The organism is Falsibacillus albus (assembly GCF_003668575.1).
Classification (GTDB): Bacteria; Bacillota; Bacilli; order Bacillales; family DSM-25281; genus Falsibacillus; species Falsibacillus albus.
In genome coordinates, this window is the sequence record NZ_RCVZ01000003.1 from 8,430 (window position 1) to 25,620 (window position 17,191).

Below are 17,191 nucleotides of genomic sequence, written 5' to 3' on the forward strand. Positions count from 1 at the left end.
TAGATCCTTCCTCTCTTCATTAAGGTTTTAGCTGAAAATCATAGAAAAAATACGAAGCTCTTATACTATTAATATATGCTTAATGCAAAAAAAGTTTGCATTAAGAAAACCCTTACATATATAATAATGCAAAATATCATTGCGTTTTTCAAGTATTTTCTTCACAATATTTTTACACCCTTTAAGGGAGGAACGAACATTGAAAGAAGATCATGCAAGACTCATACAAATATACGAAAAGGTGGTCAATTCCATAGACGCTGGCGTCCATGTCATCGACGAAGACGGAAAAACAGTCATTTACAATGAAAAGATGAGAAAGATTGAAGGCATGGAAATTCAGGACGTATTGGATAAAAAACTGTTGGAAGTCTTTCAATTCCATCAATGGGAAGACAGCACTTTGCTTAAGGTGTTGAAGAGTGGGGAACCCATTTTGAATATAAAACAAACCTATTTTAATAATAAGGGAGAAGAAATCACGACAATCAATAACACATTTCCGATTATTGAAAATGGCAAGATGATAGGAGCAATGGAAATTGCCAGGGATGTTTCAAAACTTGAAAAAATCATGAGGGAAAATGTGGTGAAAAACGGAGATGCGGTTTATTCTTTTGAAAGCATCCTCGGTTGCAGTGATGAAATCAGACAAGCAATTGAAACAAGCAAGCGGGCAGCAGGCGTCGCCTCACCCGTGTTATTGATCGGGGAAACAGGGACAGGAAAGGAATTGTTCGCGCAAAGCATTCATCAAGAGAGCAGCAGGTCGCGCCATCCATTCCTTGGCCTGAATTGTGCGGGTATGACAAAGGATTTGTTGGAACAAGTCCTCTTCGGTTCGATTCAAGCGGAGGGCTCCCCCGAACGACCAGGGATATTTGAGCAGGCAGATGGCGGAACGGTGCTACTCGAGGACATTCACACACTCCCCATCTCCATCCAAGAAAAAGTTTTGAAGGTCATTCTTGAAAAAAATGTGTGCAGAGTGGGAGATACGCTCGACCGCCACGTAGATGTCAGGGTATTGGCTTCAATGAACGAAGATCCAATCGATGCCATTGCAGATGGAAAGCTGCGTAAAGATCTATATTATCGTCTGAGTGCAGTATCTATTTTCATTCCATCTTTACGGGAGCGTAATAAGGATATCCTCCTTATGACAGATTATTTCATAGATAAATTCAATCAGCTTCTTGGGCTGAAAGTCTCCGGAGTTTCAAGAGAGGTCCAGGAGCGGTTTGAACAATATGATTGGCCGGGGAATGTAAGAGAATTGGAACATGTCATAGAAGGCGCGATGAATTTAATGGAGTTTAAAGGGGAAATCTCGTATAACCACCTTCCGCTTTATTTCAGACAAAAGCTTGAACATGACTATAATCCAGACCTTCTTTACCAATCTGAAAGAGAAATTAAACCATTGGATTTATATATGCAGGATGCTGAAATCTACTATATCCAAAAAGCTTTGATACACCATGACTTCAACATTACCAAAACGGCCAAAGCACTCGGTATGAGCAGACAGAATCTGCAATACCGCATAAGGAAATACGAAATTGAACGGCAGGAATAAACAGCCTGCCCCTTGGGTGCCTGTCACCAGAGGGGCAGGGCTAAAAAAAAAAAAATCCAGACAAAAATGTCCGGATTTCAAATTATTTTTTGATTAGATCTTCACGTTCAGACTGCTCGATCCACTCTTCAAGCTTGTCCTTAAGTGTATTAAAACCAGTTGGTGCATCAGCTTGAGCTGGTTTCACACTGCCTTGGCGGCGAGCTTTTTTAGGCTTTGCTTGCGTATTTTCTTGTTTCGGCGCTTCTTCAGTCGCACGGATTGAAAGACTGATTTTACCTTTTTCTTCATCGATGGAAAGAACTTTTACGTTCACTTCGTCTCCTAATTTCAAGTGATCGTTAATATCTTTTACGAAACCGTGAGTGATTTCGGAAATATGGACAAGTCCTTGAGTTTCTTCGTCAAGTGCAACGAATGCACCGTATGGTTGGATACCAGTAACTTTACCTGTCAGTACGTTACCTACTTCATAATTTGTAGCCATGGAAACACTCCTAAATAAATAAATTTTTTCTCCATTTACACGCAATTGTAGATTATATCATAAAACCCGGTCGGAATCAAAGAACCTCGTTGAGTTCCGTATTTGTCCTCTTCGCTGATATCCCTATTAATTTGGCCTTTTTTATCCATTATTATAGACTCCAAAAACAAATTTATTGTTGCATTGACAGAAAATCGCCCGCTCCATACGGCAAACCCGGATGAATCCAGCGCCGTGCAAAATATTTAATTAATCCCCAATTTTTTTCTGACAAATCTTTCTTGTATAATAATTCTAGATTTTAAATAAAAATAGCCTACACATTTCAATTCATCCATAGTAACATTGAAAAAATCAACGAGAAATCTAGTTAAAGGAGATTTATGATGAAAACTCAAGATCAATGGTCATCCAAGATTGGTTTTATCCTGGCGGCTGCCGGCTCGGCAATCGGCCTTGGGGCAATATGGAAGTTCCCATATATGGTGGGGACGAACGGAGGGGGAGTCTTTTTTCTTCTCTTTATTGTGTTTACATTGATAATCGGCACCCCGATGCTCTTGGCCGAATTCGTCATCGGCAGAAGAGGACAGGCAGACGCCGTGACTTCATACAAAAAACTGGCACCGAAAAGCAAGTGGCATTGGCTTGGTTACCTCGGCGTCGCCGCTTCCTTTATTTTGCTTTCATTTTATAGCGTTGTCGGTGGATGGGTCGTATCCTATATTGGCAGGAGTTTTTCCAACACCTTCATGGGACGCACCGAGGAGGAATACGGGCAGCTCTTTAATCATATTATTGCAAACCCCGCCGAGGTTCTGATTGCACAATTTGTTTTCATGATCATGACGATGTATGTTGTTCAAGGTGGTGTACAAAAAGGGATTGAACGCGCCAGCAAGTATATGATGCCTGCACTTTTTATTTTATTTATCGTTCTGGCAGTTCGCTCCTTGACGCTTGACGGTGCATGGAAAGGGGTAAAATTCTTCCTTGCTCCCAATCTTGATGCAATGAACGGACAGACTGTATTGATGGCTCTTGGGCAGTCATTCTTTGCTTTGAGCGTAGGTATTTCAGTAATGGTAACTTACGCATCGTATCTTCCTAAAAAGGATAGTTTGCCAAAATCAGCATTTTCAGTATCAATATTGAATATATTTATTTCCTTTTTAGCTGGGATTGTCATCTTCCCTGCGGTATTTGCACTTGGATTCAAACCAAATGCCGGACCAGGGCTCGTATTTGTCGTCCTCCCTGCTGTCTTTAATCACATCGCATTTGGTCATGTATTCTTTATCGTCTTTCTTATTTTGCTATTGTTTGCAACTTTGACCTCCGCTTTTTCCATATTGGAAATCATTGTTGCAGTGCTTTCAAAGGAAGTCGCTGAAAAAAGAAAAAAATACACATGGATCGCCGGGACAATCGTCTTTTTATTCGGCATCCCGAGCGCCTTATCTTTTGGAGTGCTCAGCGATGTCAAGATTATGGGGAAATCGTTTTTCGACTTTGCCGACTTCCTTACAAGCAACATCGGTCTTCCACTCGGGTCATTGTTGATTTCCTTGTTCGTAGGGTATCGTTTGCCGAGAAAGGATGTTGTTGAAGAAATGAGGTCGGGAACCTCTGTCCCTGCATATCTATTTGGGCTTTGGTATTTCTCGGTACGTTATTTGATCCCGCTTGCGATTGTTTTCATCTTTTTGCAATCACTGAATCTAATTTAAATATTTTCAGATTTTCATGTATAACCATAACGGTTCCTGGACATGCTATTATCACAAGACTTTCTAGTATTCCCCCCTTTGTTTGTTTTTGAGGCTGATTCCTTAAGGAGTCAGCCTCCTTTTTTTGTTTGGGTGTTTTCTTGAATTTATTTTTAGGCTTTGTTAGATACCGCTGTTGATTTCCGTGCAAGTCTTCGCTTTCCGCGGGCCTCACACGAAATGAGATCGTTCGATGTTGGCAGTGGACAAGGAACGCTTTGACAGCGACACATCGCACGAAGAAAAATGCCTGGCGTTTTTAGAGGACATGCCGAACCTTAATCGAACATCCGCCTGATTCCTCCTCGGATAGCGCCTCCGGGGTCTCCTTGACTCCGCTTTTCCCGTCGTAGTCTACGGCTTGCAATCCAATCAACAGCTGGAAACAGGCTAATAACAACACCAAGGTTTAATATTGCCTTTTTTTTAAAAAAACAACCCGTTAAGAAAACAGCCTATTGTTTTTATGAAAGAATGATTTTTCGATTCCCATTCAGGGTAATATAAAAATTACAGAACAAAGGAGTGGGATTGAATGACATCGGCAGCCGGAAAACAGGTTTCGATTAATGGGATTGATCTTTATTACGAAGAGTACAACCATGACAATACAAAACAAATCATCGTTCTTTTGCACGGATTTTTGTCCTCCACATTCAGCTATCGAAGGCTCATACCTTTGATCCAACAAGATTTCCATGTTGTATCAATCGATCTCCCGCCTTTTGGCAGAAGCGGCAAATCACCGGCATTTGTCTACTCCTATCAGAATATTGCCCGTACCATCATTGAATTCATGGAAAAGATGAATTATGAAAAGGTCTCCTTGATAGGGCATTCGATGGGCGGACAAATTGCCCTGAACATTATGAAGGAACGCCCGGAATTGATCGAAAAGGGGGTCCTTCTCTGCAGCTCAGGATATTTAAAAAAGTCGAAGTGGCCGCTTGTATTTTCAAGCTATTTTCCATTCTTTCATCACTATGTGAAATATTGGCTCGCTAAATCGGGGGTTCGACGGAACATAGAGAATGTAGTCCATAACAGATCCTTGATAGATGAAGAAATGATGTACGGCTATCTCCGGCCATTTTTGGAAGATGATATATTCATTGCCCTGACAAGGATGATCCGTCACCGTGAAGGGGATTTAACCAAAAATTTATTGAATAAAATCCACACCCCCATCCTCCTGATTTGGGGAGAACATGATAAGGTCGTCCCCCTTGCTGTCGGGGAGCGCCTTTACCATGATTTACCGAATTCGAAGCTGATTGTCCTAAAGGAGACAGGACATCTAGTCCCTGAAGAAAAGCCGGAAGAAGTAAAAAACCACCTTTTCGACTTCATTCACAACGGCGCCCTTGTATAAAAGAGGCTGTTCCTTTTGGAGGGGACAGCCTCATCTTTTTTATAGGGAACATTCGATTTCGGTTTCATATGCCGCTTCTCCAAATAAGAACGGATCCCATTGTTCAAGCATTCGACCAAGGATATGTTCAATGGCTGTATATCCATCAACTCACCTTATTGTTTTAATTTTTTTTGTTCATATCTTATCATAGAATCAGAAAAGAAGAATGGATGTGATGTTAGATGAATTTCAATGAACAGATAGATCGTAAAGATACTTCTTCTGTAAAATGGGACGCGTTAAGAAACGTATATGGCAAACATGATTTGCACCCCATGTGGGTGGCCGATATGGATTTCCGTCCTCCTGCAGCCGTTACGGAAGCTTTAAAGGAGCGCATAGAGCATGGACTCTTCGGTTATACGTTCATTCCAGATCATGCGGCACTATCCATCCAGGAATGGGTTTCTAAACGTCATAAATGGAAAATAGAAAAAGAATGGCTGTTATACAGCCCGGGGGTCGTGCCTGCACTTGGAATGGCCATTTCCGCCTTGACAAATCCAGGCGACCGGGTTCTTGTGCAATCACCGGTGTATACTCCCTTCTTTAATTTAGTCAAAGAAAATAAAAGAGAATTGGTCAATTGCCCCCTCGTTTTAATCGACAATCAGTACAAGATAGATTTTGACAAATTGGATTCCACTTTGCAGCAAGACGTTAAGCTCTTTTTACTATGCAATCCCCACAACCCCGGCGGACGGGTATGGACAAAGGAAGAACTCGTAAAAATTGCCGAGCTATGCAAAGAGCATGATGTCATCTTAATATCAGATGAAATTCATTCAGATTTAATCCATAAACCGAATGAACATATTCCCGTCGCGTCCCTTTCCGAAGAGTACCATCCATTCACAATCACATGCATCGCACCAAGCAAAACTTTTAATTTAGCAGGACTGCAAGCTTCCAGCATGATCATTCCAGATCCGGAATTGAGAAAAAAAATCTCCCAGCTTCAAAAACAGCAGGGATTCTTCACTTTAAATATATTCGGGATCATCGGTATGGAAGCGGCCTATCGCCACGGAGAAGAATGGCTTGAGGAATTGCTCATCTACTTAAAGGGCAATATCCAATTAGTGAAAGATTATATCCGCGAAAGCCTGCCAAAATTAAAAGTCATGGATCCGGAAGGTGGGTATTTAGTGTGGATTGATTGCAATGAAACCGGACTTTCCGATCAGGAAATTAAGGAAAGGCTCCTTAACAAAGGAAAGCTTGCCCTTGAACCGGGAACAAAATACGGATTAGGCGGAGAAGGCTTTATCCGGATGAACATTGCATGTCCTCGTTCAATGGTTAAGGAAGGGTTGAACCGACTGAAAATCGCCTTAGAACAATAACAGGAGCAGGGGAATCTCCCGCACACAGCAGATGATTCCCCTGCTTCTGCTATTTTCTTATTAAATGGACCTGGCAATTCAATACCCTCGTCAGCCTTTCGTTGTTCTTTATGGCCAGTAAGTGAAAGCCTGTATCCCCCGTACTGAATAGATAAGGTGACACGACAGGCATTTGATAGAAAGCATTTAACATGTTGGAAATTGCCCCGCCATGGGAAACGATCATGATGCTTTCATCCGCGTGTTTATGCCGAAGTGTTGAAAAAACACGTTCCGCCCTTAGCCTGAAATCCAGATAGGATTCACCCTCTTCGATTGGTTCATGCGGCTTTCTCCCACCTTTCGGCTCCGGATATTTCTCCATTGCCTCTTCACGCGAAAGGCCAGCAAGAACACCGTTATTCCATTCCATTAAATCCTCCACGAAAGATATGGGACGATTCAATTTGTGGTTGATGATATCAGCCGTTTCCTTCGCCCTTTTCAAGGTGCTTGAATAGATATGACTGACAGAAAAATGTTTGGACCCATATTCGGCCAATGCTTCGGCCTGCTGCCTGCCCTTTGATGTCAGGGAAAAGTCTGCCCTTCCTTCATGGACATTCAATATATCGGCTTCTGACTCGCCGTGCCTTACAAGTATAATTTCCATATTCATCCTCCTCCTTCAAATAATTCTCTATTGCATAAAAAAGAACCTTCCCAAAGAGGGAAAGTTTTCTATTTATTAATGGCACTATTCGTCAATTCTATTGCTACTAGTTGATTTGCGCGGAAGAAATCCCCCTGGACATAGAATTAACTTCCTCGAAGAAACACCGCATGAAGAAAATGCGAATGCATTTTCGAAGAGTCTCGCACCTTCCACTCCAATTTAAGGAAACAATCTTCTTTTAATAACAGCCTTATTTAGAGAAAAAAACGGCCGGCAAACTCGAAATTCTTTGAGGTTGCCGGCAGCCTGTAATCTTTTCCCGTTCAGTGATTTTTATCATTTCTTTTTGTTCTTGGTAATGACGCCGCACGCAATTCGGTCTCCGCTGTCTCCTGCAGGCTGGCTCATGCCGTCATCTTTATTTTCATGGATGACAATCGATGTTCCATCTTTCGTATAGAGGGAAGTCTGCGATTCTTGAAACGTCAGATTCGGCGCCAATATCGTCGCCTTCACCGTCCCATCCTGCTTAACGATCAAGTTGGGCAAATCTCCTGCATGTGCCCCTTCAGGATGTAATAAACCATGTTTTTTATGATCGGGATTAAAATGATTTCCTGCTGAAGTAAAATCAGGGGCTTCACACTTGCCGATTTCATGTATATGGATGGCATGATCTCCCGGAGGCAGCCCTTCTAAATTAATATTGAGCAATACACCTTTCGCCTGCTCCTCCATTTTGATCGTCCCAATGGAATCCCCGTCTGCATTTTTCATATCCACTACATTCTTTTTAGGATTTTGCTGGGCACATCCTGCAAGGAGCAGACCACCTGCGATACATACGTATAACCATTTCATTTCTATTCCTCCAGAACCAACATTCTCTTTTATCATTTTAGCCATGTGGAGGAATCCCTATTCGTAATTAGAAAAGAAAGGGAATTATAAGGATGATAACAATTTATATTGTTTTCTTCTTTTTTGGAAAGTTGCTACTTCGTCAATTCCTAACGCTTTTAACATTTTTGAATTTTCTTCTACATATTTTCCAAGATCGTCTGGATAATGGGAATCTGATGACGTCGTAAACTTGACTCCTTCATCCACTAACACCTTTAGAAATGCAGGACTTGGACACATTTCTTCTATCGGATAGCGATAATAAAGGCCTGCGTTCACTTCCGTAGCTGTATCCGTTTCTGCCAATGCACTTGCAATTCTTTTGTAGTGCGGCAGCAAGTTTTCTTCATTCGGTCTAAAATTAAAAACCTTTAAATTATCCAGATGGGCAACAAAATCGAATAATCCGCTTCTGATTGCAGCTTCAACGATATGAAAGAATCTCTCATATAGTCCTTCCAATGAAAACCTCTCAAAATATTGAATGGTTTCAGGGTTATCGAAGCCCCAGCCATCCACAAAATGAACAGATCCAATCACATAATCCCACTCGTATGTTTGGAGAAGCAGGCTTAAATCTTTTTCACATCCCGGAAAGTAATCCGCTTCAATTCCGATCCGAAGTTCAATTCCATTTCTGGACCACTTTTCTTTTTCACCTTGGATAAAGTCCCAATATTCGTCCATGCTTTCAGTCATGACCTGCTTCAACCAAGCCTCCTGTTTTCTGCCTAGCTCGGAATCGCTTAAATCCATGTATTTAATAAAGTATTCCTTTGTCTCCATGAAGCGGTATAAATGATCGACGATCCCTACTTCTTTCAGATCGAGTTCTTTCGCTTTTTGGAGGTACAGGTCCAGCCATGGTTTGGAATATGGCCCATTTTCCAGCCGTTCTGAAAGAAGCTGATGACTCTCCAACATCCATTTACGATGATGCTTCTCTCCAGCTACTTGATGAAAATGCTGCAATGCACGATTGGTCCTATCCAGCCACTTAAAGGAATAGGGTCCCTCTTCTAGGTGTACATGATAATCAACCGTAATGGGAATCTCCTCCTTTTGGTGAAATCCATTTTAATGATTCCTTAGCCTTCTTCCACTTTTCCGGCATGGGCTCATCACAGATCACATAATCCAAATCATTCAGGTGACAAATTCGATAAAAAGAAAGATGGCCGAGTTTGCTGGAATCGACGAGCAGAAATTTCTGTTTTGCCTGTTTGATAACCGCTTCAGATATGATGGATTCTTCCAAATCGTAATCACTTACATCTAAAGGGGTAAGTCCACCGCATGAGAGGAATACTTTGTCAAACTGAAAGTTTTTCAGCATCTGCCTGGTCAATGTTCCCGAAACGGATTTTTGTTCAGGATTCGATATTCCCCCAAGAACAATCAATTTCCCATCAAACATTTTTGATTCCAGCCTTTTGTTGATTACTTCTGCTGCTGAAATCGAATTTGTGACAATGGTTATACGCTGCAGGCCGGTCAAAGAATTAGCCAGCTGAAAAGTGGTGGTCCCTACATCCAGCATGATTGTATCGCCGCTTTTCACGAATTGTGCTGCAAGCTTTCCGATTCTTTTCTTCGCCTCTAACTGGACATTCATTTTTTGGCGGAACATTGGCTCTTGTGCAGGGGGGACATACTTTACCGCACCTCCATGGATGCGGTTGAGCTTCTTCTCATGCTCCAGAAAATCTAGATCCTTTCTGATGGTTTCAGGCGTCACACCGATTTTTTTTGCTACTCTGGCAACATAGATTCTTTCTTCTTTTTCAAGCTCGTCCAAAATCAGTCGATGGCGCTCATTTAAAAACATGCTCATGCCAGCGGAATCACATCCTCTTTCTGAATATAAAGAACAGCTTCTTCATTGATTTTCAGATCACGGTTCCTTTGCTGGAGCAAATCGGTTGAGAAACGGATGCCGGTTGCCATCATTTCATAGCGGACGATATTGCCAAGTACTGAAACATTTTGGACATGTGCTTGTAGCCGGAGTGCATCCTCTTGCGGAAGGAGGTCAAAGGCTTCAGGGCGGATCGCGAATAAATCGCATCCTTCAAGAGGTGCTTCTCCAAACATCTTTGTCACTTCGTCCTTGCTCAAAACATTATAGTTTCCTATGAATCTAGCGACAAATTCAGAATTCGGGTTCATATATAGGTCATGAGGATGTCCGGATTGGACCATTTCTCCTTCATTTAAAATAAATATCCGGTCACTTACGACCATCGCCTCTTCCTGGTCATGGGTGACAAGAATCATCGTCATGCCCAGATCCTGCTGAATCGTTCTCAGCAGCTGTTGAAGATTTTTTCTGATTTGGGCATCCAAGGCGCTCAATGGTTCATCGAGCAGCAGGACCTTGGGCTCGACCACGATGCTTCTCGCCAGGGCTACACGCTGCTGCTGTCCTCCTGATAATTCATGAGGATATGCCTTTTCTTTCCCTTTTAATCCCACCAGTTCAATCATTCTTGAAACTCGTTTGCTTATCTCCGTTTTTTCCGTTTTGTTCATTTTCAAGCCAAACGCAATATTATCAAAAACATTCATGTTCGGAAAAAGGGCATAGGATTGAAATACCATTCCAACTTCTCTTTCCTTCGGGCTTAAGGAAGTCACATTCCTGCCATCAATGGAAATCGATCCTTCTTCCGCTGAAGTCAATCCGGCGATGATGCGAAGCAAGGTACTTTTCCCGCATCCACTCGGACCCAGAAAAGTGATGAATTCACCTTTTTCGACAGATAGATTCATATTGTTCAGTACCGTATTCCGATCGAAGGATTTGTTGATATCTTTCAACTCAACGAAGCTCATCTTAAATCGTCTCCTTTTTCCGCTGGGCAAATTTAACTACCAGACTAGATAGTATTGAAATGAAAAGGAAGTAGCATACGACAATGGCGCTTGCCAAATGGCCGCTTTTGCTCAGCTTTTGATACAGATAAATTTGGATGGTCTCGAAGCTTCCGCCCAATAATAAATTCGCCAGTACAAACTCCCCGAACAAGATGGAAAATGATAATAGCGCTGATACTAAAATCCCTGTCAAAATATTAGGGACGATTATTTGCAAAAAAGCCTTTGTCCGGGTCGCTCCTAACAATTCTGCAGCCTCCATTAATTTGTCGGCACGGATGTTCCTTAGGCTGTTCCTCGTCCCTTGGTACATATAAGGCATAATCCCAATGAAATATGCACCGATTGTAACCAATACCATAGGCAATCCTGCTTTCGAATAAGCCCTCAACAAACCTACCGCCATAATGACTCCTGGCATGGCATACGTCATTAATACGGTAGCCTGCAGCCATTTCTCCCACTTGGGGGCATAAACAACAATTGTGAAGATGGCGGGCACCATAACGACAGCTGCTATGACAGTCGCTCCAGCAGATAAAATCAACGAATGCATCAGGGCTTGGATAAATTGATCGTCTTGAAATAATGTCGTGTACCACGAAAACGTCAATCCTTCCGGAAGGACCGTTTTATTCCACTTTGTCGATAAGGAATAGAGCAAGGTTGCCATCAAGGGGATGACCAAATACAGGAATACAATCCCGATCGGCAAGTAAGCCGTTAGCTTCTTTTTCATTTAACGTCCCTCCTTACTCTTCTCATCAGCCACTCGTTAAAGAGCATTGCTGTCACAAGTGTGAGGCCAAGGAGCACTGCAATCGCACTTCCAAGCTGGGGCTGTGCAAAAATGTCCCCGGAAATCAACGCGCCAATGCGGATCGTTACTAAATTGTACGTACTTCCTGTCAAAGCATAGGCAGAGGCATATGCCCCCATTGCGTTTGCAAATAAAATACTTGCAGTTCCTGCTGCACTTGGCAGTAAAATCGGCATTCCGATCCGATACCAGAATTGGAAAGGGGACGCCCCCAATAAGGAAGCCGACTCCTTCCATTGTTTTTGGATCCCATGAAAAGCAGGGAACATCAACATAACCGCCAACGGGAGTTGGAAATAAACATATATCAATATAAGTCCGGTCCAAGAGTACAAATTGAAATCACTGAACATACCGATGTTCAATTCCTTGAACAGAATGGTAAATAATCCGCTGTTTCCTAATAATACAATAAACGCAAAAGAAAGCGGGATCCCTGCAAAATTAGATGTTAAGTTGGCCAAAACCAGAATCCTATCCTGGACTCTTTTCTTGAAAAAAGTGATGGCATAGGCTGTGAACAATGATAGGATCATAGCGATGGCACTGGAAATCACAGAAATCAAAATACTATTTTTGAAGGATTTATAATAATACGGATTCGTAAAGACTTCGATATAATTATGAAACGAGAAGCTTCCTCCTTCAGTTTGAAAGAAGCTGGAAATAACCATGGAAATCAAGGGAACCAATAAAAACAATAATATAAAAATGACCAATGGCGCTAATGTGATATAAACGCTCAATCCTTTTTTCCTCATGAAAGCTCACTCCTCATAAATAGGAAAAGCCGGGTGTACATGCTGCTGTGAACGGCTTATTTGACACCTTGGATTTCAAGCTTTTTCATTACGGCTGAAGGCTCGATCATCAATAGCTCACATACGAGAGGAGCAATTTGAAGCTGCGGCACTTCGATATCGAAAAAGCCTGTTTCGACTTTGTCACTAATGATAAATAAAGGTACTTCCCGGTCCTCTGGGGTCGTTCCCCCATGCTGTCCATCATCATTCATGCCATGATCGGCAGTGATGATGATTTGATACCCTTCTTTCAGCCATCTTGGCAGGATGGTAGCCATTAAGGTATCGACGGCAATCACCCTGTTTCGATAACCTGCAGAGTCGCCGGTGAATTTATGGCCGTCATCATCCACATTCATGCTATGGACATATAGAAAGTCCGGACTTTTACTCTCCAGTAAATATTGAGCATCGGCAAACAAATGGGAATCAGGGTAATGATCCTCCCAATAAAAAATGCCATTTTCGATCGGCTTTTCTGCATTTAGCTGGATCCGGTCTTTCATCGGATCGAATGGAGCGGAATTATATAACTCGCTGACCCAATGGTAGGAAGCTGTCGCATTGGATAAGCCATTCTTTTTAGTTAAATGGAAAATGCTTTCTTCCTTGGATAATTGAACAACGTGATTGGATGTTATTCCGTTTTGATGTGGAGGCGTACCGGTCAATAAAACTTCATAAAGGGGCCGAGACATGCTCGGCACCTCTGAAATGACTTTATAGCGTGAAGCTTGGCCTTTTTCCACCAAATGATGCAAATATCCCATGTTCTTAACGGCCGTATCGTATCGAAGACCATCTATCATGATAAATATTAGCTTTTGATTAGTTGACATGTACGAGCACCTTCTCCTGCCATTCCTGTGGAAGTTTTTTCGTTGTTTCTTCCCACGCTTTCATATCTTTGACAGGACGGACTTTCTTGTACATTGAGTCCGGAAGCAATTTAGCCTTAGCATCCTTTGGAAGCTTGACATCTTTGCGAATCGGTCTGGCATAACCCCTTGCCAAGTTGGCCTGCCCTTCATCCGATAAGATATATTCACGTGTCAGCATGGCAGAATAAGGGTCCTTTGCTTTTTTGTTAATGACATTTGCATAGCCGGACATGACGGACGCCTCTTTTGGTATGACGACATCAAAGCGGTCCTTTTGAATTTGGTCGCGATAATTCAGTCCATTGAAGTCCCACACAAGCGCCACATCGTTTTCTCCTTTTTCCAAAGAAGTCAATGAAGGATCAGTCGTCTGTAAGCGACCCTGTTTCGCAAGTTTTTCAAAGAAGTCAATTCCAGGCTGGATATTTTTCTCATCGCCGCCGAAAGCATACGCGGCAGCCAATACGGCAAATTGTGCCTGATTTGCTTTCATGACGTCCCCTACATCCACTTTATAATCGCCATTTAATAGATCGTTCCAGGATTTAGGAGGATTCTTCACATTATTTTTATCCGTGATAAAGGCAAGGGATCCTGTGTATCCGACCACCCAGTCACCGTTATCATCCTTGGCCCATTTCGGGATCTCATCCCAATGGGAAGTTTTATATGGAAGCGTGAGTCCTTTTTGTTCCGCCAATGGGCCGAATGCCACACCAACATCGCCTACATCCGATTTCCCTGTTTGGAACTTCGCCAGCTCTTCCGCACTGGACATATCAGTATCCGTATGCTTGATTCCATATTTTTTCGTGATGTCTTTCCAGGTTTGTCCCCAGTTAGCCCACGAGTCCGGCATTCCGACTGAATGGACCTCTCCCTCTTTTTTTGCTTTTTCTTCGATTTTATTTAATGAAAGATTCTTTGTATTTATTTTGTTTCCAGAGTCATCGTTGCCTGAACACCCAGCCATGAATAAGGCTGATGCCATTCCAATTGATAATACCTTTAAAAAGGATTGCTTTTTCATAGATGTCTCCTCCGTTTTTGAATTAGATTTGTTTTGCTTTGTTTTACACCCTAACTATAAAAAACAAAAGTAAAGAAGCAATTAAACAAATGTAAAACTATTTTGAGAAAATATTAAGAGTTTATTAAGCAGAGGAATAAATACAGAAAGGCAATAAAAAAACACCCTTGATAATCAAGAGTGCTTTGTAGGTTCCTGCCCGTTGGCAGGATTATAATGATCCTCTAAATCCTTTGTCTTTCTTTCTTCCCTTTTGGATATATATATGATGATCCGAAATGTAATGATGGCGAATACGGTGAAAACCGCCATCGTTATGGCTGCAGGGATATATTCCCGCTTGTCCTCAGGAAAATACAAAAATAAGTTCAGTGCAAATGATTGGAATATCGAGAGCATGGGGCTACTCCTTTCCTGATTCTAGAATCTTACTACATTATATCAATTGTCTTTATGTAAAACCACGCTGGTCAAATGACAACTTTTCAACAAAAAATCCAGCCGATAGTTCCGGCTGGCAATAGGGAATTGGCTGATTTCCGCTGCAGGATGCTCACTTTCCGCGGACGAACGGTCGAGCCTCTTCGCTTTGCTTATTTTTTCAAGACTTTAATTTTTTTAATCGTAACGTCTTTGACAGGCTTGTCATTTGCACCCGTTTCAACACCGGCTATTTTGTCCACGACATCCATTCCCTCGACGACTTGTCCAAATACGGTATATTGGCCGTCCAGCCAAGGAGCGCCTCCTCTTTCTTCATAGGCTTTTATGATTTCCTTCGGGAATCCCTTGTCTTCCATTTGAGATTTCAGCTGAGGATCCAAACTGCTGTTTTGAACAATGAAGAATTGACTGCCATTTGTATCGGGTCCTGAATTGGCCATAGCAAGTGCACCACGGAGATTAAATAACTTTTTGGAGATTTCATTCTTGAATGGTTTGCCGTAAATGCTCTCCCCACCCGTGCCATTTCCTGACGGGTCACCGCCCTGAATCATGAAATCCTTGATGACCCGGTGAAAGATAACCCCATCATAATAGCCATCTTCACTATGTTTGATGAAATTTTCGACTGCCTTCGGAGCTTCATCCGGGAACAATTTTATTTTGATATTCCCCATGCTTGTGTCTATTTCCACTTCTTTTTCATTTTCCCCTACCGTTTTGGAAAGCTGGGGATATGTAATTTTACCTGAGCTGCTTTGTTTTGCATCCGTTTTCTCCTTTGAAGATGTCCCACATGCAGCGATGGTCAGGATAGACAATAGTACGACCATAAGTACCAGTAAACTTTTCATTTGTTTCATGACTAGTTTCACCTCTTGATTTTTACTTTACTAAATTTTTCAGTCAAACACATTACTTTGTTATTCCTCTCTTTTTCTATCATAATAGAAAGAGCCATACATTCAATCAGGAAAGGTGGATATATGATGACATTTTCAATCGGAGACAAAGTAACAGCTATATATAAAACCGGGAAGTACATCGGCGAAATAACGGATATCAAACCGACAGTGTGCGTCGTTCGGATTTTGGCCGTCCTAAAGCATCCAGTTCAAGGGGATTTACATAACCCGAGGCAAACCGATGTTGCTTTTTTTCATGAACGCAAGGCTTTGGCTTTTAGGGAACAGGCGAACATCCCTGCAAAAATGGTTAAGCCTTACGAAGGGGAAATCCCGGATTACAATGAGTCCCTGAAACAAACATTCGATTCTTTGAAATTTTCATTGGAAAAGGAAGAAACGGCGTTTGCCGCTAAAAGCCTTGATGCACTGAATGAAATCAAAAGAGAATATGAACTCATGTACAATCTGCAATTTTAAGCTGTGCTGAGGAAAAAAGGAGCTGACGACAGCTCCTTTTTTAAAGTGCAAACTTTTTCATGATTTGCGCCAGATCGATTCGATCGCCAATCGTGGTTGAAGGTGTTTTTTTCAAATATTGTTTATCCTTTTCGACCAATTTATAAATATTGTAGGTGGTCAATGCATCATCCAGAGCTCGATGGTGCTTCCCTACCCCATCTTTTCCATAATCCTTTACCGCTTTCCATAAGCCAGTTTGGTTTTGATCACCAAAAAACTTTTTATATTCCATCGATAAGTCAATAAATTGTCCGGTAAACGGAAAGGGAATGTCCGCTCTTCTGCAATTATCCCGCAGTACCTTCATATCCATATTTCCCCATGTAACAACCGTTGTCTTTCCCCGTTGGTCATATTCCTTGAATTTATCAATCAGCGCTTCAATGGAAATGCCCTCATCTACTTGATGCTGCGTAATTTTAAGAAAGCCTTTGCATCGATCGGTAAGGACAGTAAAAGTACGTGGTCGGACATAAGATGAAAATTGATCAATGATTTCGTCATTGTGAACCACTGCAAGGCCCGCCTCGATGATTTCTGGATAAAACCCTTTTGGCACCCCATTTTTTTGAGGCATGGAAAACTCAAAATCAATGAAAATGGTATATTGTTTCACCAGCCATACTCCTCCAGAAAAAAATTTTATACTCTGCGCACACAATTAATTTAAATTATTATATCACGTCACAAGGATGGAATATGCTTTTTTCATCTATTCTTTTACAGAATTCCATACTTTTCTTTTACGGGATAAAC

19 protein-coding genes are annotated in these 17,191 nt (G+C 41.8%); 5 read left to right on the forward strand and 14 right to left on the reverse strand.

All coding sequences use genetic code 11. The annotated features are described in order from the left end of the window. Nucleotides 1-199 precede the first annotated feature (199 nt). On the forward strand, nucleotides 200-1,579 hold the full coding sequence (locus D9X91_RS05080) for a sigma-54 interaction domain-containing protein (RefSeq protein ID WP_121679506.1): 1,380 nt from the start codon (nucleotides 200-202) through the stop codon (nucleotides 1,577-1,579). A gap of 82 nt (nucleotides 1,580-1,661) precedes the next feature. Here D9X91_RS05080 and yugI read toward each other — a convergent pair whose 3' ends face one another. Continuing rightward, complete coding sequence (gene yugI, locus D9X91_RS05085; protein ID WP_121679507.1) at nucleotides 1,662-2,066, reverse strand: S1 domain-containing post-transcriptional regulator GSP13; 405 nt, start codon at nucleotides 2,064-2,066, stop codon at nucleotides 1,662-1,664. 386 nt (nucleotides 2,067-2,452) lie between these two features. Between yugI and D9X91_RS05090 the strand changes: the two genes are divergently transcribed. Next, nucleotides 2,453-3,796, forward strand: a complete 1,344-nt coding sequence (locus D9X91_RS05090; RefSeq protein WP_121679508.1) for a sodium-dependent transporter — start codon at nucleotides 2,453-2,455, stop codon at nucleotides 3,794-3,796. A gap of 574 nt (nucleotides 3,797-4,370) precedes the next feature. Then, nucleotides 4,371-5,207 carry an alpha/beta fold hydrolase gene (locus tag D9X91_RS05095; protein WP_121679509.1) on the forward strand — a complete coding sequence of 279 codons (837 nt, stop codon included), beginning with the start codon at nucleotides 4,371-4,373 and terminating at the stop codon, nucleotides 5,205-5,207. Between the two features lie 39 nt (nucleotides 5,208-5,246). Here D9X91_RS05095 and D9X91_RS23125 read toward each other — a convergent pair whose 3' ends face one another. Further along, entirely contained in the window at nucleotides 5,247-5,318 is a 72-nt protein-coding gene (locus D9X91_RS23125) for a DUF1871 family protein (protein ID WP_121679891.1), read from the reverse strand. Between the two features lie 113 nt (nucleotides 5,319-5,431). On the opposite strand from D9X91_RS23125, the gene D9X91_RS05105 reads away from it, so the two are divergent. Continuing rightward, complete coding sequence (locus D9X91_RS05105; protein WP_121679510.1) at nucleotides 5,432-6,595, forward strand: MalY/PatB family protein; 1,164 nt, start codon at nucleotides 5,432-5,434, stop codon at nucleotides 6,593-6,595. A gap of 49 nt (nucleotides 6,596-6,644) precedes the next feature. Here D9X91_RS05105 and D9X91_RS05110 read toward each other — a convergent pair whose 3' ends face one another. The 11 genes from D9X91_RS05110 to D9X91_RS05160 all read right to left on the reverse strand — a co-directional run bounded on the left by D9X91_RS05110 (nucleotide 6,645) and on the right by D9X91_RS05160 (nucleotide 15,862). Then, a complete protein-coding gene (locus D9X91_RS05110) occupies nucleotides 6,645-7,247 on the reverse strand; it encodes a histidine phosphatase family protein (protein WP_121679511.1) in 603 nt (200 codons plus the stop codon). Nucleotides 7,248-7,586: 339 nt separating this feature from the next. Beyond that, a complete protein-coding gene (locus D9X91_RS05115; RefSeq protein ID WP_121679512.1) occupies nucleotides 7,587-8,111 on the reverse strand; it encodes a superoxide dismutase family protein in 525 nt (174 codons plus the stop codon). Nucleotides 8,112-8,195: 84 nt separating this feature from the next. After that, nucleotides 8,196-9,200 (reverse strand): histidinol phosphate phosphatase domain-containing protein, encoded by a 1,005-nt coding sequence (locus tag D9X91_RS05120; RefSeq protein ID WP_121679513.1) that lies wholly within the window; start codon nucleotides 9,198-9,200, stop codon nucleotides 8,196-8,198. After that, nucleotides 9,190-9,987 (reverse strand): DeoR/GlpR family DNA-binding transcription regulator, encoded by a 798-nt coding sequence (locus D9X91_RS05125; protein WP_121679514.1) that lies wholly within the window; start codon nucleotides 9,985-9,987, stop codon nucleotides 9,190-9,192. The genes D9X91_RS05120 and D9X91_RS05125 overlap by 11 nt, the downstream gene beginning before the upstream one ends. Beyond that, complete coding sequence (locus D9X91_RS05130) at nucleotides 9,984-10,988, reverse strand: ABC transporter ATP-binding protein (protein WP_121679515.1); 1,005 nt, start codon at nucleotides 10,986-10,988, stop codon at nucleotides 9,984-9,986. Before D9X91_RS05130 ends, D9X91_RS05125 begins: the two co-directional genes overlap by 4 nt. Before the next feature lies 1 nt (nucleotide 10,989). Next, on the reverse strand, nucleotides 10,990-11,769 hold the full coding sequence (locus tag D9X91_RS05135; protein WP_121679516.1) for an ABC transporter permease: 780 nt from the start codon (nucleotides 11,767-11,769) through the stop codon (nucleotides 10,990-10,992). Continuing rightward, nucleotides 11,766-12,611 (reverse strand): ABC transporter permease, encoded by an 846-nt coding sequence (locus D9X91_RS05140; RefSeq protein ID WP_121679517.1) that lies wholly within the window; start codon nucleotides 12,609-12,611, stop codon nucleotides 11,766-11,768. The genes D9X91_RS05135 and D9X91_RS05140 overlap by 4 nt, the downstream gene beginning before the upstream one ends. 56 nt (nucleotides 12,612-12,667) lie before the next feature. Beyond that, nucleotides 12,668-13,492, reverse strand: a complete 825-nt coding sequence (locus D9X91_RS05145; protein ID WP_121679518.1) for an alkaline phosphatase family protein — start codon at nucleotides 13,490-13,492, stop codon at nucleotides 12,668-12,670. Then, nucleotides 13,482-14,564 carry an ABC transporter substrate-binding protein gene (locus D9X91_RS05150; RefSeq protein WP_121679519.1) on the reverse strand — a complete coding sequence of 361 codons (1,083 nt, stop codon included), beginning with the start codon at nucleotides 14,562-14,564 and terminating at the stop codon, nucleotides 13,482-13,484. Before D9X91_RS05150 ends, D9X91_RS05145 begins: the two co-directional genes overlap by 11 nt. Nucleotides 14,565-14,738: 174 nt before the next feature. Next, on the reverse strand, nucleotides 14,739-14,963 hold the full coding sequence (locus D9X91_RS05155; protein ID WP_199738078.1) for a hypothetical protein: 225 nt from the start codon (nucleotides 14,961-14,963) through the stop codon (nucleotides 14,739-14,741). A 194-nt stretch (nucleotides 14,964-15,157) separates the two neighbouring features. Further along, nucleotides 15,158-15,862, reverse strand: a complete 705-nt coding sequence (locus D9X91_RS05160) for a peptidylprolyl isomerase (RefSeq protein ID WP_121679893.1) — start codon at nucleotides 15,860-15,862, stop codon at nucleotides 15,158-15,160. Between the two features lie 132 nt (nucleotides 15,863-15,994). On the opposite strand from D9X91_RS05160, the gene D9X91_RS05165 reads away from it, so the two are divergent. Continuing rightward, nucleotides 15,995-16,393 carry a kinase-associated lipoprotein B gene (locus D9X91_RS05165; protein ID WP_121679520.1) on the forward strand — a complete coding sequence of 133 codons (399 nt, stop codon included), beginning with the start codon at nucleotides 15,995-15,997 and terminating at the stop codon, nucleotides 16,391-16,393. Between the two features lie 40 nt (nucleotides 16,394-16,433). On the opposite strand, the gene kapD is transcribed toward D9X91_RS05165, so the two are convergent. After that, the gene (kapD, locus tag D9X91_RS05170) at nucleotides 16,434-17,054 is read right to left on the reverse strand and encodes a 3'-5' exonuclease KapD (protein ID WP_121679894.1); all 621 of its coding nucleotides are present in this window, start codon (nucleotides 17,052-17,054) and stop codon (nucleotides 16,434-16,436) included. Nucleotides 17,055-17,191: the final 137 nt, after the last annotated feature.